The organism is Allobosea sp. 47.2.35 (assembly GCF_024655635.1).
Lineage (GTDB): Bacteria > Pseudomonadota > Alphaproteobacteria > Rhizobiales > Beijerinckiaceae > Allobosea.
Window position 1 is genome coordinate 1 of sequence record NZ_JANLGI010000004.1, and the last position, 24,269, is coordinate 24,269.

The 24,269-nt window shown below is 67.2% G+C and carries 21 protein-coding genes; 15 read left to right on the top strand and 6 right to left on the bottom strand.

Annotation, left to right across the window (positions count from 1 at the left end):
* The first annotated feature begins 394 nt into the window (after positions 1 to 394).
* The 4 genes from NUV79_RS07015 to NUV79_RS07030 all read left to right on the top strand — a co-directional run bounded on the left by NUV79_RS07015 (position 395) and on the right by NUV79_RS07030 (position 3,615).
* Positions 395 to 778, top strand: coding sequence for a PRC-barrel domain-containing protein (locus NUV79_RS07015; RefSeq protein ID WP_257732357.1), 384 nt, complete (start codon positions 395 to 397; stop codon positions 776 to 778).
* Positions 779 to 1,037: 259 nt separating this feature from the next.
* The gene (locus NUV79_RS07020) at positions 1,038 to 1,925 is read left to right on the top strand and encodes a transglutaminase-like domain-containing protein (RefSeq protein WP_257732358.1); all 888 of its coding nucleotides are present in this window, start codon (positions 1,038 to 1,040) and stop codon (positions 1,923 to 1,925) included.
* Between the two features lie 44 nt (positions 1,926 to 1,969).
* Positions 1,970 to 2,869 carry a diacylglycerol/lipid kinase family protein gene (locus NUV79_RS07025; RefSeq protein WP_257732359.1) on the top strand — a complete coding sequence of 300 codons (900 nt, stop codon included), beginning with the start codon at positions 1,970 to 1,972 and terminating at the stop codon, positions 2,867 to 2,869.
* Positions 2,870 to 2,964: 95 nt separating this feature from the next.
* Positions 2,965 to 3,615, top strand: a complete 651-nt coding sequence (locus NUV79_RS07030; protein ID WP_257732360.1) for a phosphatase PAP2 family protein — start codon at positions 2,965 to 2,967, stop codon at positions 3,613 to 3,615.
* A 13-nt stretch (positions 3,616 to 3,628) separates the two neighbouring features.
* Here the strand turns inward: NUV79_RS07030 and NUV79_RS07035 are convergent, their stop codons facing one another.
* On the bottom strand, positions 3,629 to 4,117 hold the full coding sequence (locus NUV79_RS07035) for a pyridoxamine 5'-phosphate oxidase family protein (protein ID WP_257732361.1): 489 nt from the start codon (positions 4,115 to 4,117) through the stop codon (positions 3,629 to 3,631).
* Positions 4,118 to 4,289: 172 nt separating this feature from the next.
* On the opposite strand from NUV79_RS07035, the gene NUV79_RS07040 reads away from it, so the two are divergent.
* Together NUV79_RS07040 and NUV79_RS07045 are read left to right on the top strand one after the other, a co-directional pair.
* Entirely contained in the window at positions 4,290 to 4,442 is a 153-nt protein-coding gene (locus tag NUV79_RS07040) for a hypothetical protein (RefSeq protein WP_257732362.1), read from the top strand.
* Between the two features lie 125 nt (positions 4,443 to 4,567).
* Complete coding sequence (locus tag NUV79_RS07045) at positions 4,568 to 6,013, top strand: aldehyde dehydrogenase family protein (protein WP_257732363.1); 1,446 nt, start codon at positions 4,568 to 4,570, stop codon at positions 6,011 to 6,013.
* A 57-nt stretch (positions 6,014 to 6,070) separates the two neighbouring features.
* On the opposite strand, the gene NUV79_RS07050 is transcribed toward NUV79_RS07045, so the two are convergent.
* Positions 6,071 to 7,084: a zinc-binding alcohol dehydrogenase family protein gene (locus NUV79_RS07050; RefSeq protein ID WP_257732364.1), complete on the bottom strand. Its 1,014-nt coding sequence runs from the start codon at positions 7,082 to 7,084 to the stop codon at positions 6,071 to 6,073.
* 99 nt (positions 7,085 to 7,183) lie between these two features.
* Here NUV79_RS07050 and NUV79_RS07055 point away from each other — a divergent pair, with 99 nt between their 5' ends.
* Complete coding sequence (locus NUV79_RS07055; protein ID WP_257732365.1) at positions 7,184 to 7,546, top strand: winged helix-turn-helix transcriptional regulator; 363 nt, start codon at positions 7,184 to 7,186, stop codon at positions 7,544 to 7,546.
* Positions 7,547 to 7,550: 4 nt separating this feature from the next.
* Here NUV79_RS07055 and NUV79_RS07060 read toward each other — a convergent pair whose 3' ends face one another.
* Genes NUV79_RS07060 through NUV79_RS07070 form a run of 3 tightly spaced genes read right to left on the bottom strand, consistent with a single transcriptional unit; the run spans position 7,551 to position 14,358 of the window.
* A complete protein-coding gene (locus NUV79_RS07060; protein WP_257732366.1) occupies positions 7,551 to 8,429 on the bottom strand; it encodes a transglutaminase family protein in 879 nt (292 codons plus the stop codon).
* A complete protein-coding gene (locus NUV79_RS07065) occupies positions 8,426 to 10,948 on the bottom strand; it encodes a circularly permuted type 2 ATP-grasp protein (protein ID WP_257732367.1) in 2,523 nt (840 codons plus the stop codon). The genes NUV79_RS07060 and NUV79_RS07065 overlap by 4 nt, the downstream gene beginning before the upstream one ends.
* An 8-nt stretch (positions 10,949 to 10,956) precedes the next feature.
* Positions 10,957 to 14,358, bottom strand: coding sequence for a transglutaminase family protein (locus NUV79_RS07070; protein ID WP_257732368.1), 3,402 nt, complete (start codon positions 14,356 to 14,358; stop codon positions 10,957 to 10,959).
* 234 nt (positions 14,359 to 14,592) lie between these two features.
* Between NUV79_RS07070 and NUV79_RS07075 the strand changes: the two genes are divergently transcribed.
* The 8 genes from NUV79_RS07075 (at position 14,593) to eda (ending at position 22,986) form a co-directional block, all read left to right on the top strand.
* Positions 14,593 to 16,194, top strand: a complete 1,602-nt coding sequence (locus NUV79_RS07075) for an ABC transporter substrate-binding protein (RefSeq protein ID WP_374679018.1) — start codon at positions 14,593 to 14,595, stop codon at positions 16,192 to 16,194.
* Between the two features lie 154 nt (positions 16,195 to 16,348).
* Positions 16,349 to 17,413, top strand: a complete 1,065-nt coding sequence (locus NUV79_RS07080) for an ABC transporter permease (RefSeq protein WP_257732370.1) — start codon at positions 16,349 to 16,351, stop codon at positions 17,411 to 17,413.
* 12 nt (positions 17,414 to 17,425) lie between these two features.
* Positions 17,426 to 18,331: a nickel transporter permease gene (gene nikC / locus NUV79_RS07085; protein ID WP_257732371.1), complete on the top strand. Its 906-nt coding sequence runs from the start codon at positions 17,426 to 17,428 to the stop codon at positions 18,329 to 18,331.
* 4 nt (positions 18,332 to 18,335) lie between these two features.
* Positions 18,336 to 19,193, top strand: a complete 858-nt coding sequence (locus NUV79_RS07090) for an ABC transporter ATP-binding protein (RefSeq protein ID WP_257732372.1) — start codon at positions 18,336 to 18,338, stop codon at positions 19,191 to 19,193.
* Positions 19,190 to 19,942 carry an ABC transporter ATP-binding protein gene (locus NUV79_RS07095; protein WP_257732373.1) on the top strand — a complete coding sequence of 251 codons (753 nt, stop codon included), beginning with the start codon at positions 19,190 to 19,192 and terminating at the stop codon, positions 19,940 to 19,942. Before NUV79_RS07090 ends, NUV79_RS07095 begins: the two co-directional genes overlap by 4 nt.
* Before the next feature lie 171 nt (positions 19,943 to 20,113).
* Positions 20,114 to 21,616 carry a glucose-6-phosphate dehydrogenase gene (gene zwf, locus NUV79_RS07100; RefSeq protein ID WP_257732374.1) on the top strand — a complete coding sequence of 501 codons (1,503 nt, stop codon included), beginning with the start codon at positions 20,114 to 20,116 and terminating at the stop codon, positions 21,614 to 21,616.
* Entirely contained in the window at positions 21,616 to 22,302 is a 687-nt protein-coding gene (gene pgl / locus NUV79_RS07105) for a 6-phosphogluconolactonase (protein ID WP_257732375.1), read from the top strand. Before zwf ends, pgl begins: the two co-directional genes overlap by 1 nt.
* 39 nt (positions 22,303 to 22,341) lie before the next feature.
* A complete protein-coding gene (gene eda, locus NUV79_RS07110; protein ID WP_257732376.1) occupies positions 22,342 to 22,986 on the top strand; it encodes a bifunctional 4-hydroxy-2-oxoglutarate aldolase/2-dehydro-3-deoxy-phosphogluconate aldolase in 645 nt (214 codons plus the stop codon).
* A gap of 174 nt (positions 22,987 to 23,160) precedes the next feature.
* On the opposite strand, the gene NUV79_RS07115 is transcribed toward eda, so the two are convergent.
* On the bottom strand, positions 23,161 to 24,264 hold the full coding sequence (locus tag NUV79_RS07115; protein WP_257732377.1) for an NAD(P)/FAD-dependent oxidoreductase: 1,104 nt from the start codon (positions 24,262 to 24,264) through the stop codon (positions 23,161 to 23,163).
* Between the last annotated feature and the right edge of the window lie 5 nt (positions 24,265 to 24,269).

Below are 24,269 nucleotides of genomic sequence, written 5' to 3' on the forward strand. Positions count from 1 at the left end.
GTCCCGTGGCGGCGCCGCCGATGATGGCCCCGGCGCCAGCCCCGATCAGCGCACCCGTGCCGGCATTCTGTTCGCGCGCCGTGCAGGCGCCCAGAGCGGCGCCCAGCGCCGCGACGAGCATCAGTTTCTTGATGATCATGACCTCTCCTCCTCCGTGAGATGACGAGTCGCTCGCAGCATCAAACAGCGTTGGGCGCCTAAGGTTCCGCCGGGCGATGGGCCGCCATCGGCCTCCTCCATCGGTCATCAACTTTGGAGAGGGCTTTTGTGTCGGCACAAAGGCCGCGAAAATTCTCGGCTCATCGGAACCTATCGCGGCAGCGCTGGTTGGAGAGACAAGTCCCGCCGGAGGACAGGTTCTCCGGCATCCCATCGTGAACCAAGGGGGAAGACGATGACCGACATTCCCATGACCGCCGCCGTGACCGCCAACCCGCTGATCGCCGGTGCCCGCGTCGCTGGAACGGATGTCTACAACACCGCAGGCGACCATCTCGGCGAAATCTACGACGTGATGCTCGACAAGCTGACCGGCAAGGTCGCTTACGCGATCATGTCCTTCGGCGGCTTCCTCGGGCTGGGCGAGAAGTATCACCCCATCCCGTGGAGCGTGCTCGACTACGATACGCAGCGCGGCGGCTATGTCGTGCCGCTGACCAAGGAACAGCTCGAGGCGGCGCCGATGTATGACAGCGAGGGCGAGCCCGACTGGGACGACAAGGCTTATGGCAAACGCGTCCACGACTACTACGGCACCATGCCCTACTGGATGATGTAGGAGCTGCCAGGCGCAGGTCGCGGCGGTTGCTATCCCCCCAGCCGAACCGTCGTGGCGGCGGGATGCGGGCCGAAAGGCCCGCATCTTCTTTTTGGGCTTCCATCAAACGCTGAATGTCGCGGTTTCCGAACCATTTTCGTCGATCCGCGGGAACAGCAGAGCCCTTCGCGCGTCTATCCGCCGGGGGATTATGACGCCCGATGATCCGCAGCGGAGAGTTCGCGCAGCGGTCCCGGCCCTCACATCAGGAGAAGGCGAGATGCGCATCCGCTACGGCTATCGGATCGAGCTGGTCTGTGCCCATGACATGCCCTTGATCACGTTGCTCGACGTGCACCCGTCGCGCCGGCACGATCTGACGACGCCGGACGAGATGAAGGTGACCGCGCTGGCCGATCCGTCCATCGGGATAGCGATGGCGCAGGATCTCGACGCCTTCGGCAACATTCGCCGCCGCATGGTCGCGCCGCCCGGCGGCATCCGCCTGGAATCGGAGGGGATCGTCCACGATTCCGGCGAGCCCGATATCATCAACCCGTCCGCCCGCGAGGTCTCGCCCTCACGCCTGCCGGACTCCGCCCTCGTCTACCTCCTGGGCAGCCGTTACTGCGAGACCGACAAGCTCTACGATCAGGCCTGGAGCCTGTTCGGGCAGGTGCAGCCGGGCTGGTCGCGGGTGCAGGCGATCGTCGAGTTCGTCCACAATCACCTGACTTTCGGCTACCATTTCGCCCGTAACACTCGCACGGCCGCCGAGGCTTTCGAGGAGCGGATCGGCGTTTGCCGCGACTTCGCCCATCTGGCGGTTACGCTCTGCCGCTGCATGAACATCCCGGCGCGCTACTGCAACGGCTATCTCGGCGATATCGGCGTGCCCGCCAATCCCGCGCCGATGGATTTCAACGCCTGGTTCGAGGTTTTCCTCGGTGGGCGCTGGTACACGTTCGATGCCCGACACAACGAGCCGCGCATCGGCCGCATCGTCATCGCGCGTGGCCGGGACGCGACCGATGTCGCGATGATCAGCTCCTTCGGAACCCATGCGCTGCAGCGCTTCGAGGTGATCACCGAGGAGGTCGAGGACGTGCCGATGCCCTTGATGCCGCCGGTGCCGGAACAGTTCAACGCTCGCCCGGCTGCCGCCTGAGCGCCCTTGCGCGTGGTCGAACGCCACCCATCTAGACCAGCACCATGCGCTACACTGTCGTCGTCAATGCCCGCGCCGGAACCGTCCTCGAAGCCGGCGCGGATGCTTTCGCTGCGCGGCTGGAGGCAGCCTTCGCCAACCATGGCTGCGGAGTGGATGTGCGGCTCGTGCCGCCGCGCGAGATCGACGATGCGCTCTCGCTCGCGATCGAGGACAAGCATGCGCTGCCGGTTTTGGCCGGCGGCGACGGCACGATCAATGGCGCCCTGCCGGTCCTGATCCAGGCAGATCGCCCGATCGGTATCCTGCCCATGGGGACGGTCAACGTGCTCGGCCGTGATCTCGGCCTGTTCGGCACGCTGGAGCAGCAGGTCGCGGCGCTGTGTGGAGGCGAGCCCGTGGAGATGGATGTCGGGCGGGTCAACGATCGCCTGTTCCACTCGCTCTCCGGCATGGGCTTTTTCAGCCTGATGGCGCGCGAGCGCGAATATGCGCGCCGCCGCTTCCCCTTCAGCCGCGCTGCCGCTTTCGGCGTCGCCGCGACGCGCTCGATCCTGTTCACGCGGCCGGTGACGCTCGACATCACCGTCGGCAACGATCATCGCATCGTCGAGGCGGATGCCGTGCTGGTCACGGTCAACCGTTTCGAAGGCGCGGACTGGCGCCGCCCGAGACTCGATGACGGCCTCTTCGAGGTCCATGTGCTCAACGCCGGCGGGCTCTATTCGCGCAGCAAGGCGGCGCTCTCGGTGGTCTCGGGCCATTGGCGGAACTCGCACAACCTGACCTCCTTCACCGGCGATGCGGTGACCCTGATCCGGCGCGACAAGCGGCGCGGCCACATCACCTTCGACGGCGAGGTCGAGCGCAAGGCGGGGCCGTTGAGCTACGGCTTGCTGCGGAAGGCGCTGCGAGTGATCGCGGCGCGCCCCGCGAGCCACTGAACGAGGGCCGGATCATGGGTGGCAGAACGCCGCCTGTTCGATGTTCGCGAGCGCCTGTTAATCTCCTGCCCGATCCCTTCCGGAGACCGCCTTTCTTGCCCCAACCCCGTATCCTGGTTCCCGCTGCCGCCGCTCTGGTCTTCCTCGGGCTCGCGCTGCTGATCGTCTCCGGGCGCAGCTTCTCCCTCGATACGACGCTGATCATGCTGTTCCGTGACGCGGCCAACCCGGCTGTCCCGATCGGGCCGGCCTGGTTCCAGGAGGCTGTGCGCGACATGACCGCGCTCGGCAGCTTCATCGGCCTGTTCTTCATGGCGCTGACGGCGACGCTGGCGCTCTGGCTCTGCGGCTATCGCCATCTCGCGATCGGGCTCGTGGTCAGCCTCATCGCCGCCTTCCTGGCAAGCACCGGCCTGAAGATCGCGATCGCCCGCAAGCGGCCGGATATCGTCGAGCACGCCGCCTTGACCTTCACCGCCAGCTTCCCGAGCGGCCACGCCTTCCTCTCGGCCGTGACGCTGCTGACCATCGCCGGCTTCGTCGGCCTCGCCTCGCGGCGGACGGATATCGCCCGCTTCTGCATGGTCATGGCCGTGGTCATGGTCGGCCTGATCGGGCTCAGCCGCATCTATCTCGGCGTGCACTGGCCTTCCGACGTCCTCGGCGGCTGGGCCCTCGGCATCGTCTGGTCGAGCGTCGCCACGGCCTGGCTCGGCCGCCGGATGGCGGAATCCGACCCGGCCTGAGCCCGATTGGGGCTCAGCGCATGTCGATGGTGGCGTTGACGCCGAGAGCGGGCGTGCGCCCGAGAATCTTGGCGGTCGCCAGCTTGAAGGCGACCAGCACGCTGCTCGACGGCCCATCCCAGATCTCGGCCGAGGTCGGCGTCAGGGCCAGCAGGGTCGCATCCGGATCGTGCGGCCCGTTCGGGAACCAGGCGCTCGCCATCGGCGTCCAGACCTGCCGCAGCGTCTCACGGTCCGGAACTTCCGAGGCCGAGCAGGAGATCGCGGTGTAGAAGTTGCGGTCTTCGTGGCTGATCGCGACGCCAACGGAAGGCGAGCGCAGCGCCGCTCCAATGATACCGGTATGCCGGTGCGTGATGAAGAGCAGGCGGTGATGGTCGCGGTCGAGATGGCCCGACATCGGTCGGGTCCTGATATCGCCTTCGGTGACGAGCGAAACCATGTAGACCGGGTGCGCCGCCAGCGCGGCCCAGATGCGTTCCTGCAGTTCGGTGTCTGGCATGGCAACCTCCTGCCGGTGCGATCCTGTCACGACCGGCCCCGCATGGAAACCGGCCTGTGCGTCATGCCAACGCCGCGTGGCAGGCAACGTTCCCGGTTCTCGCTGGAACATCATGGCCGGCCCTGCGTTGGGGATGGGCTCGCGGCCTCGCCGCCATTATCGGGAATTGTCCATGGCTCTATCGCGTAATCTCCTGGCCGCGCTGGTCCTTGTCCTCGTCGCTGCCCTCGCCGTGACCGGCTTCTCGCTCTACCAGGAGAAGAAGCAGCCTGATGGCGTCGAGATTTCGGTCGGCAAGAACGGGCTGTCGATCAAGGAAAAATAGTCCCGCAGCAGCTGCAGTCGTCCGTCACGCGGCCATAAAGATGGGCGGCTGCCCAAAGGGCATTGGCCTTGCCGGCTCAAAGGCGCTAACACCCGAACCACGAACCTGTGTCGTGGGAGAACGAGATGAACGCGCCCTTCAAGAACCTCATCGCCGGCGAATGGGCCGGCGGCACCAATGCTTCGCGCAACATCAATCCCTCGAACACCAATGACGTCGTCGGCGAGTATGTCCAGGGCTCGGTCGAGGACCTGAACAACGCGGTCGCCGCCGCCAAGGCCGCCTTTCCGGCCTGGAGCCGCTCCACCCCGCAGGAGCGCTACGACATCCTGAAGAAGGCCTCCGACGAAATTCTCGCGCGCAAGGACGAGCTCGGCCGCCTGCTCTCGCGCGAAGAGGGCAAGACCCTTGGCGAGGGCATCGGCGAGGCGACCCGCGCCGGTCAGGTCTTCGCCTTCTTCGCGGGCGAGTGCCTGCGCCTCGGCGGCGAGATGGTTCCGTCCGTGCGTCCGGGCGTCGGCGTCGAGATCACCCGCGAGGCGGTCGGCATCGTCGGCATGATCACGCCCTGGAACTTCCCGATCGCGATCCCCGCCTGGAAGATCGCGCCTGCGCTCGCCTGGGGCAACTGCGTCGTTCTGAAGCCCGCCGATCTGGTGCCGGGCTCGGCCTGGGCGCTGGTCGACATCATCCAGCGCGCCGGCCTGCCCAAGGGTGCGCTCAACCTCGTCATGGGCCGTGGCTCGGTCGTGGGCCAGGCGCTGCTCGAGCATAAGGACGTCGCCGCGATTTCCTTCACCGGCTCGGTCGGCACCGGCCGCAAGGTCGCGGCTGCCGCCATTGCCGGCAGCCCGATGAAGAAGGTCCAGCTCGAGATGGGCGGCAAGAATCCGCTCGTCGTGCTCGACGACGCCGACCTGAAGGTCGCCGTCGAGGTTGCCGTCAACGGTGCCTTCTTCTCGACCGGCCAGCGCTGCACGGCCTCCTCGCGCCTGATCGTCCAGGCCGGCATCCACGACAAGTTCGTCGAGGCCTGCATCGAGCGCCTGAAGGGCGTCGTCGTCGATGACGCGCTGAAGGCCGGCACTCATATCGGCCCGGTCGTCGACCAGAGCCAGCTCGACCAGGACCTGAAATACATCCAGATCGCCAAGGACGAGGGCGGCAAGCTGGTCTTCGGCGGCGAGCTCCTGAAGCGCGATACCCCCGGCTTCTATCTGGCGCCGGCGCTGTTCACCGAGACGACCAACGCGATGCGCATCTCGCGCGAGGAGGTCTTCGGCCCGGTCGCCAACATCGTCCGCGTCAAGGATTACGACGAGGCGCTCGCCGTCGCCAACGACACCGAGTTCGGCCTCTCCTCGGGCATCTGCACGACCTCGCTGAAGCATGCGACGCATTTCAAGCGCAACAGCGAGGCCGGCATGGTGATGGTCAACCTGCCGACGGCGGGCGTCGACTATCATGTCCCGTTCGGCGGCCGGAAGGGCTCCAGCTACGGCCCGCGCGAGCAGGGCGCCTACGCCAAGGAGTTCTACACCACGGTCAAGACGGCCTACACGCTGGCCTGATCGGTTCGGAACCGACGAGAATTGGAGGGCCGCGCCGGAAGGCGCGGCCCTTTTCGTTCAGAAGCCTTCCAGCACGATCTTGCCCTTGGCGCGGTTGCTCTCGATCAGCGCATGCGCCCGCTTGAGATTGTTGGCGTTGATCGTGCCGAAATGCTCGGCCAGCGTCGTGCGAACCTTGCCTTCGTCCACGAGCCGCGAGACCTCCGCCAGAAGCTTGCCCTGCTCGCCCATATCGGCGGTGTGGAACAGCGAGCGGGTGAACATCAGCTCCCAGTGTAGCGACAGGCTCTTGCGCTTCAGCGGATTGGCATCGAGCGTCTTCGGGTCGTCGATCAGGCCGAACCGTCCCTGCGGCGCCATGAGTTCGACGATGCTCTCCAGATGGCTGTCGGTATGGGTGGTCGAGAACACGAAGGCCGGCGCGCCGATGCCGAGCGCGGCGACCTGCTCGGCCAGCGGCTTCGTGTGGTCGATGACATGATGCGCGCCGAGCTCCTGCGCCCAGGCGCGGGTCTCCGGCCGTGAGGCAGTCGCGATCACCGTGACGTCGCTGAGCTGGCGCGCGAGCTGGATCGCGATCGAGCCGACGCCGCCCGCACCGCCGATGATCAACAGCGCATGCGCCGCGCCCGGCACGGGCTTGCGGACATCGAGCCGGTCGAACAGCATCTCCCAGGCGGTGATGGCTGTCAGCGGCAGGGCGGCAGCCTCCGCGAAGCCGAGGTTCTTCGGCTTGGGCCCGACGATGCGCTCGTCGACGAGATGGAATTCCGCATTAGAGCCGGGCCGGTCGATCGCCCCGGCATAGAACACGGCATCGCCCGGTTTGAAGCCGGTCACCTCCGGCCCCACCGCCTTGACGATGCCGGCAGCATCCCAGCCGAGCACGCTGGTCTGGCCTTCCCCCGGCTGGCTGCGGACGCGGATCTTGGTGTCGACCGGGTTGACCGAGACCGCCTTGACCTCGACCAGGAGGTCGCGCCCGGCCGCCTTCGGCTCGGGCAAATCGAGATCGATCAGGCTGGTCTCGGCGGCGATGGGTTGCGACTGGCGGTATCCGACGGCGCGCATGGCGTCTCTCCTGCATTGCGATACAGCCGAGATGCGCATAACCTTCAAAAGGCGCAAGAACGCACAATTTCAGCCTATAGTATCGAAAAGGATACCCTCATGCCGCCGCGCTTCCAGGAGCCGTATTGCTCGGCCGGCTGCCCCGTCGAGGCGGCGCTGGGCCTGATCGGTGGCAAGTGGAAGGGCATCGCGCTCTATCACCTGATGGGCGGCACCTTGCGCTTCAACGAGATCCGCCGGCGCATTCCCGGCGTCACCCAGCGGATGCTGACGACGCAGTTGCGCGAGCTGGAGGCGGACGGCCTGATCGTGCGGGTCGTCTATCCGGAAGTGCCGCCGCGGGTGGAATACAGCCTGTCAGTCAAAGGGCGGACGCTGGAGCCGGTGATCATGGCGCTGAAGAGCTGGGGCGAAACCCACGCCCGTTCGCCGCAGCCGCAGGGGGCCGAAGCGGCGGCCTGAGGGCTCAGCCGACCGGGACCACGTCCACGGCGACGCCGACCTTCTGCGTGCCCGGTCCGATCACCACGCCGTCGAGCGGGGCGACATCGGCATAGTCGCGGCCGAAGGCGGTGACGATATGGTCGTCCGCGACGATCAGGTCATTGGTCGGGTCGAGCCCGACCCAGCCGATCTCGGGCCCGCACCACAGCATCGCCCAGGCATGGCTGGCATCGGCGCCTTCGAGCCGCTTCTGGCCCGGCGGCGGGATGGTGCGGATATAGCCGGAGACATAGGCCGCCGGCAGGCCGAGCCCCCTGAGGCCGGCGATCATGATATGCGCGAAATCCTGGCAGACGCCGTGGCGCTGGGCGAAGGCCTCGGCCAGCGGCGTCGTCACCTCCGTCGCTTCGGGGTCGTAGACGAAATCGCGCCTGATCCGGGCCATCAGGTCGCAGGCCGCCTCCAGCACCGGCCGGCCTGCGTCGAAGCTCGACCGCGCATAGTCGATCACCGCCGGGACATGCGGCACGAGCCGGCTCGGATAGAGGTGATGGGCCGGCGAGTCCGGCTGGAGGCTCCGGGAATCGAGCGCCAGCGCCGCGACATCCTCCCAGTTCCGCGTCAGCCCGGCATGGGGCGGCGGCGGCCGGTCGACCTCGATCCGCGCCCTCATTTCGAGCTTCAGCTCGCGATGCGGCTTGGTGATGGTGATCGTGGTCATGTGATTGCCGAAGAAGCAGAGCCCGTCACTGCGCTCGGCCGGGCGGGGTGCGATCAGCAATTCGCTCTTCAGCACGCGCTGGCCGCTGCCGTCGCGCGGCAGCAGGCGCAGGATGCAGCGCGAAAAGGGCACCGGCCGGCTATAGCCGTAGGTGGTGACGTGGCGCAGCTCGTAGATCACGCGATGCTCGTCATCCGCGAGCCTTCGGGGCCGCTGTTCTGCAGGAAATAGCGGTCGGCGATCGCGCCCGAGAGCCCCATCAGCAATTGCTCGAACAGCAGGATGCTGGTCCGGTCGAGCCGGCTCGCCTCCATCGTCCGGCAATCGGCGGCGAGGCGCAGTACCAGCCGGCGCGGCGCCTCCAGCATGCCGTCATCGGAGAGTGTCGGCAGGTTGGCGATCTCGGTGTCGAGCCGCTCGACCTGGAAGGCGACCGAGCGCGGGTTGTAGGGATCGAGCATGACGAGATCGAGCACCGGCTGCAGGCTGGCGCCGAGCAGGTAGCGCGAGCGATAGGTGATCTGCGAATCCGTCAGGTCGAGCAGGGCATCCAGGTTGTCGCCGGAGGCATTGCTGTCGGCTAGCTGCCGGGCGAAGCGACAGGTCGCGATGCCGCGCTCCAATCGCCGGCCGATATCGAGGAAGCGCCAGCCATTGCCGCGCACCATGTTTTCCTGGCCGAGGCCGGAGAAGGCGGCGAGCGTTTTCAGCGCCCGGTCGGCGATCTCATAGGCTTCGCCCTCGCTCGGCTTGCGGCCCTCTTCGGGGTCGAGCTGGTGCTGGAGGTCGCCGAACAGCCGCCAGGCATCGACCGAGAGGCGCTCGCGGATGACCGAGGCGGTGCGCCGGGCTTCCCGCAGCGAGGCTGCGGCGGAGCCGTAGTCGTCGAGGCTGTAGAGCGCGGCATAGGCCTGCGCCGCCGGTGTCCGCTTCTCCTGCCCTCCCGGAGCCGCGCCCCAGGCGACGAGCATGCCGGCGAGCTGGCGCACGGTATCGTTGCGCCCCGGCGCCGGGTCCGGGTCGATCAGGCGGCCGAGGAGAGCCCGCACCAGCCGCAAGGTGGCCTCGCCGCGCTCCAGATAGCGCCCGAGCCAGAAAAGGTTGTCGGCCGCCCGGCTCGGCAATGTGCCGGTGACGCGACGGATGCTGATCCGGTCCGGCGTCGGCAACAGGCTGACCTGCGCGACCGGCTCCTCCGACGTCACCCAGACATCGCTGGAGCGCACGCCGTTGCGCATGCTGACCGCCCGTGCGTCTGGCTCGTCCGAGATGCGGCAGAAGCCGCCGGGCATGACTTTCCAGCCGTCAGGCGTCGCGGCGGCGAAGACGCGCAGCGTCATCGGGTGGGGTTCGAGCCGGCCGTTCTGGAAGACCGGCATGGTCGAAAGCCGGACGACCTCCTGCCCGACATAGTCCATGCCATGCGCTTCGATCCGCGCGCGCAATGCCGCTCGTTCCGCCTCCGGCAATTCGCCGGCCACGACCTGCGTCGTATCGAGCCCGCCTCCGGCATTGCGGAAGGCCGGCGCGATGCTCATCTCGCCGAGCCGGTCGAGCACGGCCTGGCGCTCCTGCGGCTGTCCGCACCACCATGTCGCGATGTTCGGCAGGATCAGGTCCTGGCCGAGCACGTGCCGGGCGAGCGCCGGCAGGAAGCCCATCAGGGCGCGCGCCTCGACGACGCCCGAACCGAGCCCGTTGGCGACATGAACCTGTCCCTGACGGACCGCCTCGACCAGCCCGGCGACACCGAGCGCCGAGCCGGAATTGAGCTCCAGCGGATCGGCGAAATCGCCATCGATGCGCCGCCAGATCACGTCGGCGCGCTTCAGCCCGGCGATGGTGCGCACATGCACCCGGCCCTCGCGCATCAGCAGGTCGCCGCCCTCGACCAGCAGGAAGCCGAGATAGCGCGCGAGATAGGCCTGCTCGAAATAGCTTTCGTTGAGCGAGCCGGGCGTCAGCAGGGCGATGCGCGGCTCGACGCGCTTCGAACGTGTGACGAGTCCGGCGCGGAAGCTCTGGAAGAAGGCCGCCAGCCGCTCGATATTCATGCTGCGGAACATGTCGGGGAAGGCGCGCGCCAGCGCCAGCCGGTTCTCCAGTGCATAGCCGGTGCCGGAGGGCGCTTGTGTCCGGTCCTGCAGCACCCACCAGCGCCCGTCAGGCCCACGCCCGAGATCGGCGGCATAGAGCTGCAGCGTGCCGCCGCCTGCGATGCCGTGAAGCGGGCGCAGGTAGTCGGGGCTGCCAGTGACGACGGCGGCGGGCAGATGGCCCTCCGCGATCAATTCGCCCGGCCCGTAGATGTCGTCGAGCACGGTCGAGAGCAGTTCGGCGCGCTGCGTCACGCCGGCCGCGATCGCCTGCCATTCCGCCTCGGGGATGACCAGCGGCACATGCGAGAGCGGCCAGGCCCGCTCGCCGACGCCGGGGTCGCGCTCGTCGATATCGCCATGGACGCGATAGGAGACGCCGGTATCGCGGACATGCCGGTCGGCCAGCCCGAAGCGCTGGGTCAGCTCGGAGGGCGACAGCGCGCACCAGGCCGAGAGGAACGGCTCCCAATGCGGGCGTACTTGGCCGTTTTCGTCGATGAACTCATCGAAGACGCCAGGCAGCGGGCGATAGCCGGCGAGCAGCGCCGCGCGCCGCTCGGCCCTGCTGCGTCCCGATCGGATGCGCCCCTGCACCGCCATTCTTCGCGTCAAATCCCTGTCGGGCGCCTCAGGTCCAGCGTGAGCGGGAATTCGGCGCTGCGTTCCTCCGGCGGAATCGCCAGAGGGCCGGGACTATGACCGATCGCCTCGAAACGCGCGAGCCGTCTTGCCTCCGCCTCGTAGGAATTGACCGGGGGTGTCTCGTAATTGCGACCCCCGGGATGGGCGACATGGTAGACGCAACCGCCGAGCGACCGGCCGGACCAGAGATCGACGATGTCGAAGGTCAGGGGCGCGTGCACGGGGATCGTCGGATGCAGGCCCGAGGCCGGCTGCCAGGCCTTGAAGCGCACCGCTGCGACCGCCTCGCCCGAAATGCCGGTTGGCGTCATCGGCAGGCGGCGGCCGTTGCAGGTTATGAGATGGCGGCCCGGCACCAGCCCGGTCGCCTTGACCTGCAGACGCTCGATCGAGGAATCGACATAGCGCACCGTGCCGCCGATCGCGCCTTCCTCGCCCATGACATGCCAGGGTTCGAGCGCCTGCCGGATCTCGATCTCGACGCCGCCATGCGCGACCTTGCCGAAGAAGGGGAAGCGGAACTCGGCCTGCGCCTCGAACCAGACGGGATCGAAAGCATAGCCGGCGCGCTGGAGATCGCCGAGCACGCCCTTGAAATCCTGCCAGACCATCTCCGGCAGCATGAAGCGGTCATGCAGGGCGGTGCCCCACCGGATGAGCTTGCCCTCCAGCGGCTCGCGCCAGAACCAGGCGATCAGCGCGCGCAGCAGCAATTGCTGGGCGAGCGACATCCGCGAATCCGGCGGCATCTCGAAGCCGCGGAACTCGACCAGCCCGAGCCGCCCGGTCGGCCCATCGGGTGAATAGAGCTTGTCGATGCAGATCTCGGTGCGGTGCGTGTTGCCGGAGACATCGACCAGGAGGTTGCGGAACAAACGGTCGACCAGCCAGAGCGGGATCGGCGCCTCGCCGGGCTTCGGCACCTGCGCCAGCGCGATCTCCAGCTCGTAGAGCTGATCCTGCCGGGCCTCGTCGATGCGCGGCGCCTGGCTGGTCGGGCCGATGAACAGGCCGGAGAACAGGTAGGAGAGCGAGGGGTGCCGGTTCCAATAGAGGATGATGCTCTTCAGGAGGTCCGGCCGGCGTAGGAAGGGCGAGTCGGCTGGCGTCACGCCGCCGAGCACGGCATGGTTGCCGCCGCCGGTGCCGGTATGGCGGCCGTCGACCATGAACTTCTCGGCGCAGAGCCGCGCCAGCCGTGCCTCCTCGTAGACGCCCCGCGTGATCGCCGCCGCTTCGCGCCAATCCGTCGCCGGATGGATATTGACCTCGATCACGCCGGGATCGGGCGTGACCTTGATCACGTCGAGACGGGGATCGAAGGGCGGCGCATAGCCCTCGATATGCACGGGCTGGCCGAGCTCTTCCGCCACCGCCTCGACGGAGGCGACCAGGTCGAGATAATCCTCCAGCCGCTCGACCGGAGGCAGGAAGACGCAGAGCACGTTGTCGCGGATTTCGAGGCTGAGCGCGGTGCGGACATGATCGCCGCCGATCTCCTGCTCGCGCCGGTCCTGGACCGGCCCTGAGGCGGTGGAGCCTCCAATGCTCATCTGCGCCAGACCGGGCCTTTCCTCTCCGGGTGCTGGCTCCGTGGGCCGTGCCTCGGGATGATCGGTCCAGCTCGCCCCGGCCGGACCAGCGGCTGCCAATGGCGGGCGTGGCTCCATCGGGTCCTGCGGATGGATATGCGGATATTCGGCCTTTGGCACGACCGGCAGCGAGCCCAATGGCAGGCGGTAGCCGACCGGCGAGTCGCCCGGCACGAGGAAGAGCTTGCCCCGCCGCAGTTTCCATTTCTCCGAGCGCCAGCGCCGGTCGCTCGCGCCCGCCTGCCAGCGCTGCACCGGGATGACATAGCCGCGCGGATTGCCCAGGCCGAGCTCGAAGACGCGCGCCATCCGCGAGCGCTCCTCTGGATCGGAGAGGCGCGAATCGAGCGGATCGACATTGTCGGGAAGCTGCGCCTCCTTGAGCAGCCAGACGCCGGTATCCTCATAGGCCGGCATCACGTAATCGGCGCCGAGCCCGAGCTTTTCGGACAGCCCTTGGGCCAAGGCTTCGGCATCGCGAATGGTGGCGCTGATCTCCAGTTCGCGGTCGCCGCCGGTCTGCGCCTCCGGCTCGCGGGCGATGAGATCGGCATTGCGCCAGATCGGCTGGCCATCTCGCCGCCAGTACAGGGCGAAGGCCCAACGCGGGAGGGTCTCGCCCGGATACCATTTGCCCTGGCCGTAATGCAGCATCCCGCCGGGCGCGAAACGTTCGCGCAGGCGCCGGATCAGCGTGTCGGCGCGCTGGCGCTTGGTCGGCCCGACGGCGGCGATGTTCCATTCCGCGCCGGTCTGGTCGTCGATCGAAACGAAGGTCGGCTCGCCGCCCATGGTGAGCCGGACATCCTGCGCCTTGAGATCGGCCTCGACCTTGTCGCCGAGCGCATCGAGCTCGCCCCAGGACGCATCGGAGAAGGGCAGGGTGATGCGCGGCACCTCATGGACGCGCGTCACGCTCATCTGGAAGTCGAATGTCGTCTCGGCATAGCTCGTGACGCCCGAGACCGGCGCGGCCGCGCGATAATGCGCCGTAGCCGCCAGCGGCAGATGGCCCTCGCCGGTGAGCAGGCCGGAGGTCGGATCGAGCCCGACCCAGCCGGCGCCGGGAATGTAGACCTCGGCCCAGGCATGCAGGTCGGTGAAATCCTTGTCCGTCCCGCGCGGGCCTTCGAGCGGATCGATATCCGCCTTCATCTGGATCAGGTAACCGGAGACGAAGCGCGCCGCGAGGCCGAGATGCCGGAGCGCCTGGACGAGCAGCCAGCTCGTGTCGCGGCAGGAGCCCGACCCGATCGACAGCGTATGCTCCGGCTCCTGCACGCCGGGCTCCATGCGGATGCCATAGGCAATGCGCTGCTGCAGGCGGGCATTGAGGTCGACGATGAAATTGACCGTGTTCATCGGCTCGCGCGGCAGTTCGGCGAGGAACGCTGAAAGCAGCGGCCCTGCGGGTTCCTTCACCAGATAGGGCGCGAGCTCCTCGGTCTGCTCTTGCGTATAGGCGAAGGGGAAGGTCTCGGCCTGCGCCTCGACGAAGAAGTCGAACGGGTTGATGATCGACAACTCGGTGACGACGTCGACCTCGATGCGGAACTCCATCACCGGTTCCGGGAAGACAAAGCGCGCCAGCCAGTTGCCGGCGGGGTCCTGCTGCCAGTTCACGAAATGCTGCGCCGGCGTCACCTTCAGCGAGTAGCTTTCGATCCCGGCCCGGCAATGCGGCGCCGGCCGCAGGCGCACGATCTGCGGTCCGAGCGTGACCGGCCGGTCGTAGCGGTAATGCGTGACATGGTTCAGCGCGGCGATGATGGCCAAGTTTCGCCCCCTAGTCCCAGGCGATAGCCGCCTGCAACGTCAGGTTAGCGGTGCGGCTGGCGCGCGCAAGGCATAGCCTGTGCCTGGGTGACGTGATTAGCCGGTATCCCTGCTCAAGAGATGTGCAAAATGCTCCGTTCCGTCCGTTCCATCGCCGTTCGTTGACTGGACAGTCGCGATGGACTGGTTGCAGATAGCGCCCAACGGGCGGCCATCGCCCGCGCAACACGAATGATGGGGAATCCGATGCGTCACGTAGCCAAATTGATGGCGGTTTCGGCCTTTGCCGCCCTGATGTCGACGACCGCCTTCGCGCAGACGCCGAAGGACACGGTCGTGATGGCCAAGCAGATCGACGACATCATCACGCTCGATCCGGCCGAGGCTTTCGAGTTCTCGGGCGTCGAGGTCGGCGCGAATGTCTACGACAAGCTGATCAACATCGACATTTCCAAGAACAACGAGCTGATCCCGGATCTCGCCGAGAGCTGGAGCGTCAGCCCCGACAACCTCACCTACACCTTCAAGCTGCGCAAAGGCGTCAAGTTCCACTCGGGCAACCCGGTGACGGCGGCCGACGTGGTCTATTCCTTCCAGCGGGCGGTCACGCTCAACAAGTCGCCGGGCTTCATCCTGCGCCAGTTCGGTTTCGTCGCCGAGAACGTGCTCGACAAGGTCAAGGCCGTCGACGAGAACACCGTCCAGATCACGGTCTCGAAGCCCTACGCGCCGACCTTCTTCTATAACTGCCTGACCTCCGGTGTCGCCGCGATCGTCGACTCGAAGCTGGTCAAGGCCAACGAGAAGGACGGCGACTGGGGCAATGGCTGGCTGAAGCTGAATTCGGCCGGCTCCGGCGCCTACAAGGTCCGCAGCTATCGTCCGAACGAGCAATACACGCTCGACGCCAACGAGAGCTGGTACAGGGGCGCGCCGAAGAGCAAGCGCATCGTCGTGCGCCATGTCGCCGAGCCGGCCTCCCAGCGCCTCCTCGTCGAGAAGGGCGACGTCGACATCGCCCGCAACCTCTCCAAGGACCAGCTCACGGCGGTTAAGGGCAACGACGCGCTCAAGATCGTCCAGGGCGATAAGGGTTACATCCTCTATCTCGGCCTGAACCAGAAGAACCCGAACCTCGCCAAGCCCGAGGTCCGCGAGGCGCTGAAGCTCCTGGTCGATTACGCCTCGATCGAGAAGAACATCCTCGAGGGCACCTACAAGGGCCACGAGTCCTTCCTGCCGCAGGGCTTCCTCGGCGCGATCTCGGACAAGCCCTACCAGCTCAACGTCGCCAAGGCGAAGGAGCTGCTCGCCAAGGCCGGTCTCTCCAACGGTTTCACCGTCACCATGGACACCCGCTCGATCTCCCCGATCACCGACATCGCGCAGGCGATCCAGGCGACCTGGGCCCAGGCCGGCGTCAAGCTGGAGATCATCCCCGGTGACGGCAAGCAGACCCTGACCAAGTACCGCGCCCGCACCCACGACATCTATATCGGCCAGTGGGGCCCGGACTATCTCGACCCGCACACCAATGCCGAGACCTTCGCCATCAACGAGGACAATGGCGAGGAAGCGAAGTCGAAGACGCTGGCCTGGCGCAATGCCTGGAACATTCCGGACATGACCAAGGTCACCCAGAGCGCCGTGCTGGAAGCCGATGCGAGCAAGCGCAAGACCACCTATGAAGCTTTGCAGCGCGACCACCAGAAGGTCTCGCCCTTCGTGATCATGTTCCAGCAGATCGAGGTCTCGGCCGAGCGCAAGAATGTGAACGGCTGGGTCATCGGACCGAGCTCCGACACCAACCGCTACGCCACCATCGTCAAGAACTGAGCCTTCCGGCTCAGGAGCCCGCCGCGATCCCGAAAGATCGCGGCGGGCTTCCTTTCATGCTCATCCCGGACATGGCCAGGAATTCGGCGCGGCGTGAAACGCCTGCGGCCACTTCCGGCGCTCCGACGAAAAACACTGGAAACGGAGGCGGGTCATGACAGCCGTGACGCAAGCTCCCACAGGCAAGGCCGCCGCGCCGGGCAGGCTGCGGCGTTGGGGCCGCGCGCTCTCGCGCGAGCTGACGACCGTGGTCATCACCATGTTCGGCCTGCTGCTGGTCACCTTCTTCATCGCCCGCGTCATCCCGATCGACCCGGTGCTCGCCGTCGTCGGCGACAACGCCAAGCCCGAGACCTACGAGGCGGCGCGCATCGAACTCGGCCTCGACAAACCGCTCTGGCAGCAATTCGCCATCTATATCGGCAAGGTCTTCACCGGGAATCTCGGCACCTCCGTGCTGACTTCGAATCCCGTCGTCGAGGACATCAAGCGCGTCTTCCCGGCGACGCTGGAGCTCGCGACGCTCGGCACGCTGATCGGCGTCCTCATCGGCGTGCCGCTCGGCATCCTCGCCGCCGTCAACCAGGGCCGCTGGCAGGACCAGGTCGCCCGCGTCGTCGGGCTCGTCGGCTATTCCGTCCCGGTCTTCTGGATCGGGCTGATGGCGCTCTTGCTGTTCTACGCCAAGCTCGGTTGGGTCTCCGGACCGGGGCGTATCTCGGTGGTCTGGCAGGACATCGTCACCACCCGCACCGGCGTCATCATGATCGACGCGGCGCTGGAGGGCGAATGGGAGGCGTTCTGGGATGCCTTCTCGCATCTCATCCTGCCGGCACTGGTGCTCGGCCTGCTCTCGGTCGCCTATATCAGCCGCATGACGCGCAGCTTCATGATCACCGAGCTGCAGCAGCAATATGTCATCGCCGCCCGCGTGAAGGGCGTCTCCGAGACCGCCGTGATCTGGCGCCACGCGTTGCGCAACGCCGCCGTGCCGCTCTTCACCGTGATCGCGCTCTCCTACATGCATCTGCTGGAGGGCTCGGTGCTGACCGAGACGATCTTCGCCTGGCCGGGCCTCGGCCGCTATCTGACCAACGCCCTGCTCAACGCCGACATGAACGCGGTTCTCGGCGGCACGCTGGTGGTCGGCGTCGTCTTCATTGCGGTCAATCTCCTGACCGACATCATCGGCCGCCTGGCCGATCCGCGCGTGCGCTGAGGAGGCGGACTTATGAGTGACACCTCCTCCACCGGGCTGCATGCCTGGCTGATCAGCGACAGCCCAGAGTCGCGCCGCCAGGCCCGTCTCGGCCAGCTCTACCGGCAATGGCTCGCCTTCAAGCGCAACCCTATGGCGGTGGCGGGCCTCGCCATCATCGTCCTGCTGCTGCTGATCGCCGCCTTCGCGCCCCTGATCGCGCCCTTCGATCCGATCGCGCAGGCGCTCGACAAGCGGCTCATGCCGCCGTCCTCGATCAACTGGTTCGGCACCGATGCGCTCGGCCGCGACATCTTCAGCCGCATCGTCTACGGCACGCGGATCACGCTGGTCATCGTGCTGCTGGTCGTCGTCACGGTCGGCCCCTTCGGCCTGCTGATCGGCGCGATCTCCGGCTATTACGGCGGCTGGGTCGACCGTCTGCTCATGCGCATCACCGACGTGTTCCTGGCCTTCCCGCGCCTCGTCCTGGCGCTGGCCTTCGTCGCGGCGCTCGGCCCCGGCATCGTCAACGCCATCATCGCCATCGCGATCACGACCTGGCCGCCTTATGCCCGTGTCGCCCGCGCCGAGACGATGGTGATCCGCAACCAGGACTACATCGCCGCGATGCGCCTGCAGGGCGCGTCGCAGGCCCGCATCATCTGGAAGCATGTCGTGCCGATGTGCATGTCCTCGCTGATCGTGCGCACCACCTTCGACATGGCCGGCATCATCCTGACCGCCGCCGGGCTCGGCTTCCTCGGCCTCGGCGCGCAGCCGCCGATGCCGGAATGGGGCGCGATGATCTCCGCCGGTCGCGAGCAGATTTTCGACCAGTGGTGGGTCGCGACCTTCCCCGGCGTCGCCATCTGCATCGTTGCGCTCGGCTTCAACCTGCTCGGCGACGGGCTCCGCGACGTCATGGATGCGAGGTAAGTCGATGGCGAGCGAGCAGCCTCTTCTTGAGGTCGACAATCTCAAGGTCGACTTCCACACGCCGACCGGCATCGTCCGGGCCGTGCGCGGCCTCTCCTTCACGCTCGGCCGCGAGCGGCTCGGCATCGTCGGCGAATCCGGCTCGGGCAAGTCGATGACCGGCCGCGCCATCCTCGATCTGATCCCGCACCCGGGCGTCGTCAGCGCCGACCGCATGCGTTTCCGCGGCCAGGACCTGACGGCGATGGACAAGGGCGCGCGGCGCAAGCTCCGCGGCCGCCATATCTCCATGGTGATGCAGGATCCGAAATTCTCGCTGAACCCGGTCGAGACCGTGGGCAGCCAGATTGCCGAGGCCTATCGCATCCACCGCAAGGCCGGCGCCCGCGAAGCCCGTGAGCGCAGCCTCGCCATGCTGGAGCAGGTGCAGATCCGCGAGCCCGCCCGCGTCTACGATCTCTATCCGCACGAGGTCTCGGGCGGCATGGGCCAGCGCGTCATGATCGCGATGATGCTGATCGCCGAGCCCGAAGTCCTGATCGCCGACGAGCCGACCTCGGCGCTCGACGTCACCGTCCAGCTCCAGATCCTCAATATCCTCGACGATCTCGTCACCGAGCGCGGCATGGGGCTGATCTTCATCAGCCACGACCTGCATCTGGTGCAGTCCTTCTGTGACCGCGTCATCGTCATGTATGGCGGCAAGGTCATGGAGACGCTGCCGGCGGCCGAGCTTGCCGACCCGGCGGCGCGCAGCCGCCGCCATCCCTATACGCTCGGCCTGCTCGAATGCCTGCCGGACCTCGACCATCCCCGGGCGAAGCTCGCCACCCTCAACCGTGACCCGGCGTGGCTGGCATGACGAACGCAGCGATCTCCGTCGACAAGCTCAACGTCTCTTTCGGCGATTCCCATGTCGTGAAGGACCTCTCCTTCGAAGTCCGCAAGGGCGAGAGCTACGGCCTCGTCGGCGAGTCCGGTTCGGGCAAGTCGACCGTGCTGCGCGTGCTCTCCGGCCTCAACCGGGAGTGGAGCGGGACCGTCACGATCGAGGGCGCTGTCCAGCCCAAGGTCCGCGACAAGGCCTTCTATCGCAACGTCCAGATGGTGTTCCAGGACCCCTATGGTTCGCTGCACCCGAAGAAGACGGTCGACGACACCTTGGCCGAGCCGCTCGCGATCCACGGGCTCGACAATGCCGAGGCCCGCATCGGCAAGGCGCTCTCCGATGTCGGTCTGCCGGCCTCGTTCCGCTTCCGCTATCCGCACCAGCTCTCGGGCGGACAGCGCCAGCGCGTCGCGATCGCCCGCTCCCTCGTGCTCGAACCCTCGATCCTGCTGCTGGACGAGCCGACCTCCGCGCTCGACGTCTCGATCCAGGCGGAGGTGCTGAACCTGCTCGCTGCGCTAAGGCAGGAGCGCAAGCTGACCTATATCCTCGTCAGCCACGATCTCTCAGTCGTCGGGCACATGTGCGAGCGCCTGCTGGTCATGCAATTCGGCCGCGCCGTCGAGGAAATGACGGTCGAGACGCTGGCCGCTCGCCAGCCGCAGACGGCCTATGCCCAGCAATTGCTGACCGCGAGCGCCGGCTTCCGGCGCGCGGGCTGAATGGCGAGGGGACCGGCCCTGCGCCGTCCCCTCTTTGCAGCGCGGCAAAACCGTCCCACTCTGGCCGCAGCCTTGCGTTAGCTGCTTCGCGTCCGGAACGGACAACGGCCGGCTAGCGAAGCTTCGCGCCGGTCCAGCGAACCGGCACCGCCTGACGGAGTTACTGGATTGATGGACGCCATCGTGGACAACGCGCTTCGGCCCGAGACCGCTCCCGAGCGGACGCCGGTTCCGCCCTTCGATCTCGTGATCTTCGGTGCGGGCGGTGATCTCGCCTTGCGCAAGCTCTTCCCGGCGCTGGCCCAGCGCAACCGCGAAGGCGTTCTGCCGGGCGAGAGCCGCATCCTCGCCATCGTCCGCAAGGAGGAGGATGTCGAGGGCCTGCCGAAGCAGATCGCCAAGCGCCTCGACGAGGAAGGCATCCCGAAGGATCAGGTCGAGCCCTTCCTGCGCCGCCTGACCATGGTGATGCTCGATGCGGTGAAGCCGGAGACCTATGGCGCGCTGAAAGAGGCTCTGGGCGAGAGCGAGCGCGTCCGCTCCTTCTATCTCTCGACGCCGCCGGACCTCTTCATCCCGATCTGCGAGAACCTCGCCAAGGCCGATATCCTGACGCCGACCTCGCGCGTCATCCTGGAGAAGCCGCTCGGCCGCGATCTCGCCTCGGCGCGGGCAATCAACGATGCCGTCGCGCGCATCCTGCCGGAAAGCCGCACCTACCGGATTGATCATTATCTCGGCAAGGAGACGGTGCAGAACCTGCTCGTCCTGCGCTTCGCCAACACGCTGTTCGAGCGCTCCTGGTCGAGCCGCGACATCGACCATGTCCAGATCACCGTGGCCGAGACGGTCGGGCTGGAGCAGCGCGCCGGCTATTACGACAAGTCCGGGCATATGCGCGACATGGTCCAGAACCATCTCATGCAGTTGCTCACCCTCTTCGCCATCGAGCCGCCGAACATGCTGGAGGCCGGCGCCGTCCGTGAGGAGAAGATCAAGGTGCTGAAGGCGCTGCGCCCCATCGTCGGGCCGGATGTCCAGCGCTACACGGTGCGCGGTCAGTACGGTGCCGGGCAGATCGATGGCCAGCGCGTGCGCGGTTATTCCGAGGAGCTCGGCCACGGCTCGAACACCGAGACCTTCGTCGCCATCCGCTGCGAGGTCGACAACTGGCGCTGGGCCGGCGTGCCGATCTATCTGCGCACGGGCAAGCGCATGGCGCAGCGCTATTCCGAGATCGCGGTCACCTTCAAGCCGGTGCCGCACTCGATCTTCGGCGGTGGTTCCTGCGACCGGCTCGACGCCAACCGCCTCTTCATCCGCCTGCAGCCCAATGACGGCGTACAGCTTCAGTTGATGATGAAGGTGCCGGGCTCCGGCCGGCTCAAGATCGTGCCGCGCCAGCTCGACCTGCGCTATTCCACCGCCTTCGACGAGCGCACGCCGGACGCCTATGAGCGCCTGCTGACCGACGTCATCCGCGGCGACCAGACGCTGTTCATGCATCGCGACGAGGTCGAGCAGGCCTGGTCCTGGGTCGATCCGATCATCGCCGGCTGGCAGGACTACTATCCGCATCCGCATCGCTATGCCGCCGGCTCCTGGGGACCGTCGCAGGCGATCGGCCTGATCGAGCGCGACGGCCGCTCCTGGGCCGATCCGGACTTGGTCTGATGGCCGGCCCGCTCGCCTGGCACCGTTTCGCCACGCTCGCCGATGCTTCCGAGGCGCTGGCGGAGGCGGTCGCAGTGCGGCTGAAGGATTTGCTCGCAGGGCAGGGCAGGGCGCTTCTCGCCGTGCCCGGCGGTACGACCCCGGCCGGCTTCCTCGCTGCGCTCGGGCAGCATGATCTGGCCTGGGAACAGGTCACGCTCCTGCCGACAGACGAGCGCTTCGTCGCGGCCGATGACGCCGCCTCGAACGAGCGCATGATCCGCGCGCAATTCGCGCCGCTGGTCGAGGGGCGGGCCAACTTCCTGTCCTTCCACGAGCATGGCAGCGATATCGAGGCCGCCGCTGCTCTGCTCTGCGCCAAGCTGGCCGAACTCCCCGAGGTCGATCTGCTCGTCAGCGGCATGGGGGCGGACGGGCATATCGCCTCGCTCTTCCCCGGCGCCGAGGCCACCTTCGACGCGGTGCCGGACAGCGGCATCGTCGTCGCCCGCCCGCCAGGCTTGCCGCCGCGCCTGTCGCTCTCGCCGGCTCGTCTGCTCGGCGCTGGCTGGGCGAGTCTGCTCGTCTCGGGTGCCGCAAAGGAAGCGGTGCTCAAGGCTGCGCCCGAGCGCGAGCAGCAGCCGCTGCCGGTCGATCTTCTGCTCGGCAGCGCGCGAGGGCTCGACGTCTACTGGGCGAAGGAGTAGAGCCGGATTTCCTGCTCAAATCGATTGAAAGACGAGACCATGGACGAGACTGCCGCGATTGCCCGGTTGAAGAGCTGCGGCGTGATCCCCGTCGTGGTGATCGAGGACGCCTCGCGCGCCGTCGATCTCGCTCACGCACTGGTCGCCGGCGGCATCGATGTCGTCGAGGTCACGCTGCGTCGCCCGGCCGCGATGGAAGCGCTCGCGGCGATCGCGAAATCGGTGCCGAAGGCATTGGCCGTGGCTGGCACGGTCGTGACGCCGGCGCAGGCTCAGCAGGTCAAGGATGCCGGCGCGCAGGCCGTGGTCAGCCCCGGCTTCAGCGAGAGCGTCGACGAGGCCCTGCGCAAGGCGGGCCTGCCCTGGCTTCCGGGTGTCGCCACTGCCTCCGATTGCATGCGCGCGGTTGCTGCCGGGCGCACCACGGCGAAATTCTTCCCGGCCGAGCAGGCTGGCGGCCCGCCGGCCCTGAAGGCACTCTCCGGCCCGTTCCCGCAGATGACCTTCTGCCCGACCGGCGGTGTCAGCCTGAAGAACCTCGGCGACTACCTCGCCTTGCCGCAGGTCATCTGCGTCGGCGGTTCCTGGCTGGTTCCGGCCGATGCGATCGCTACAGGTGATTGGAAGCGGATCGAGACGCTGGCGCGCGAGGCGAAGGAAGCGTTCCTGAAGGCACGGGCGTAAGCGCGGGAAAAGAAGCGAGGCGCGAGAGCGAAAGAGTGTCATCCCGTGCGCGCTGCGGCATGCGAATGCCGCTGCGCAGACACGGGATCGTCCTCAGAAAGAGGCGCCTTCTCGTCACGCGGTCCCGTGTCTGCGCAGCAGCGTTTCACGCTGCAGCGCGCACGGGATCACACCCTACGATAGTGTCTCGCGCACCATTTCCGCGATCGCGAGCGAACTCGTCAGCCCAGGGCTCTCGATGCCCAGTAGGTTGACCAGTTCGGCGACTCCATGAACCTCCGGCCCGTCGATGCGGAAATCCGGCATCGGTTCGCTTGGCCCGTGCAGTTTCGGCCGGATGCCCGCGTAATCCGCGACCAGCGCGCCATCCGGCAGTGCGGGCCAGTAGGTCCGGATTGCCGCGTAGAACTTCTCCGCTCGCGCCGGATCGACCACCAGATCCTGATCGTGCTCAACCCATTCGACATCGGGGCCGAACTTGACCCGCCCGCCCATGTCGATCGTGGCGTGGATGCCGAGGCCCGCCGCCTCCGGCACCGGGTAGACGAGATGGCTGAACGGCTGCTTGCCCGTCAGCGCGAAGTAATTGCCCTTGGCATAGTGCTGCACCGGCACATGCTCAGGCTGGAAGCCTTCGAGCAGGCCGAGCAGCTTCGGCGCGCCATGGCCCGCCGAATTGACCACGGTCCGCACACTATAGGTCGCCGGATCGTCGCCGCCGAAATCGACGCTGAATCCATCAGCCTCGCGCCGCCAGCCGGTGATCGGCGTGTTCAAGGCAAGCGAGCCGCCGGCCGCCTCGCATTCGCCGAGCAGCGAGAGCATCAGCGCATGGCTGTCGACCACGCCGGTCTCGGGCGAGATCAGCGCGATCTCGCAGCGCACCTCGGGCTCCATCGCCCTGGCCTCGGCGCCGGAGAGCCAGCGCAGCGTATCGACGCCCGAGGCCTTGGCGCGGGCCATGATCGTCTCCAGCGCCGGCTTCTGGGCCTCGGAGGTGGCGACGATCAGCTTGCCGCAAGCCTTGTGCGGTAGGCCGCGCTCCTGCAGGTAGCGATAGAGCTTTTCACGGCCCGCGACGCAGACGCGGGCCTTCAGCGAGCCGGGCGGGTAGTAGATCCCGGCATGGATGACCTCGGAATTGCGGGCCGAGGTCTGGGTGCCGATGCCCTCGGCCGCTTCGGCGATGACGACCTCGCGTCCGGCCAGCGCCAGCTCGCGGGCAACCGCGAGGCCGACGACGCCGGCCCCGATCACCAGACAATCGATATCGCTCATCGCCT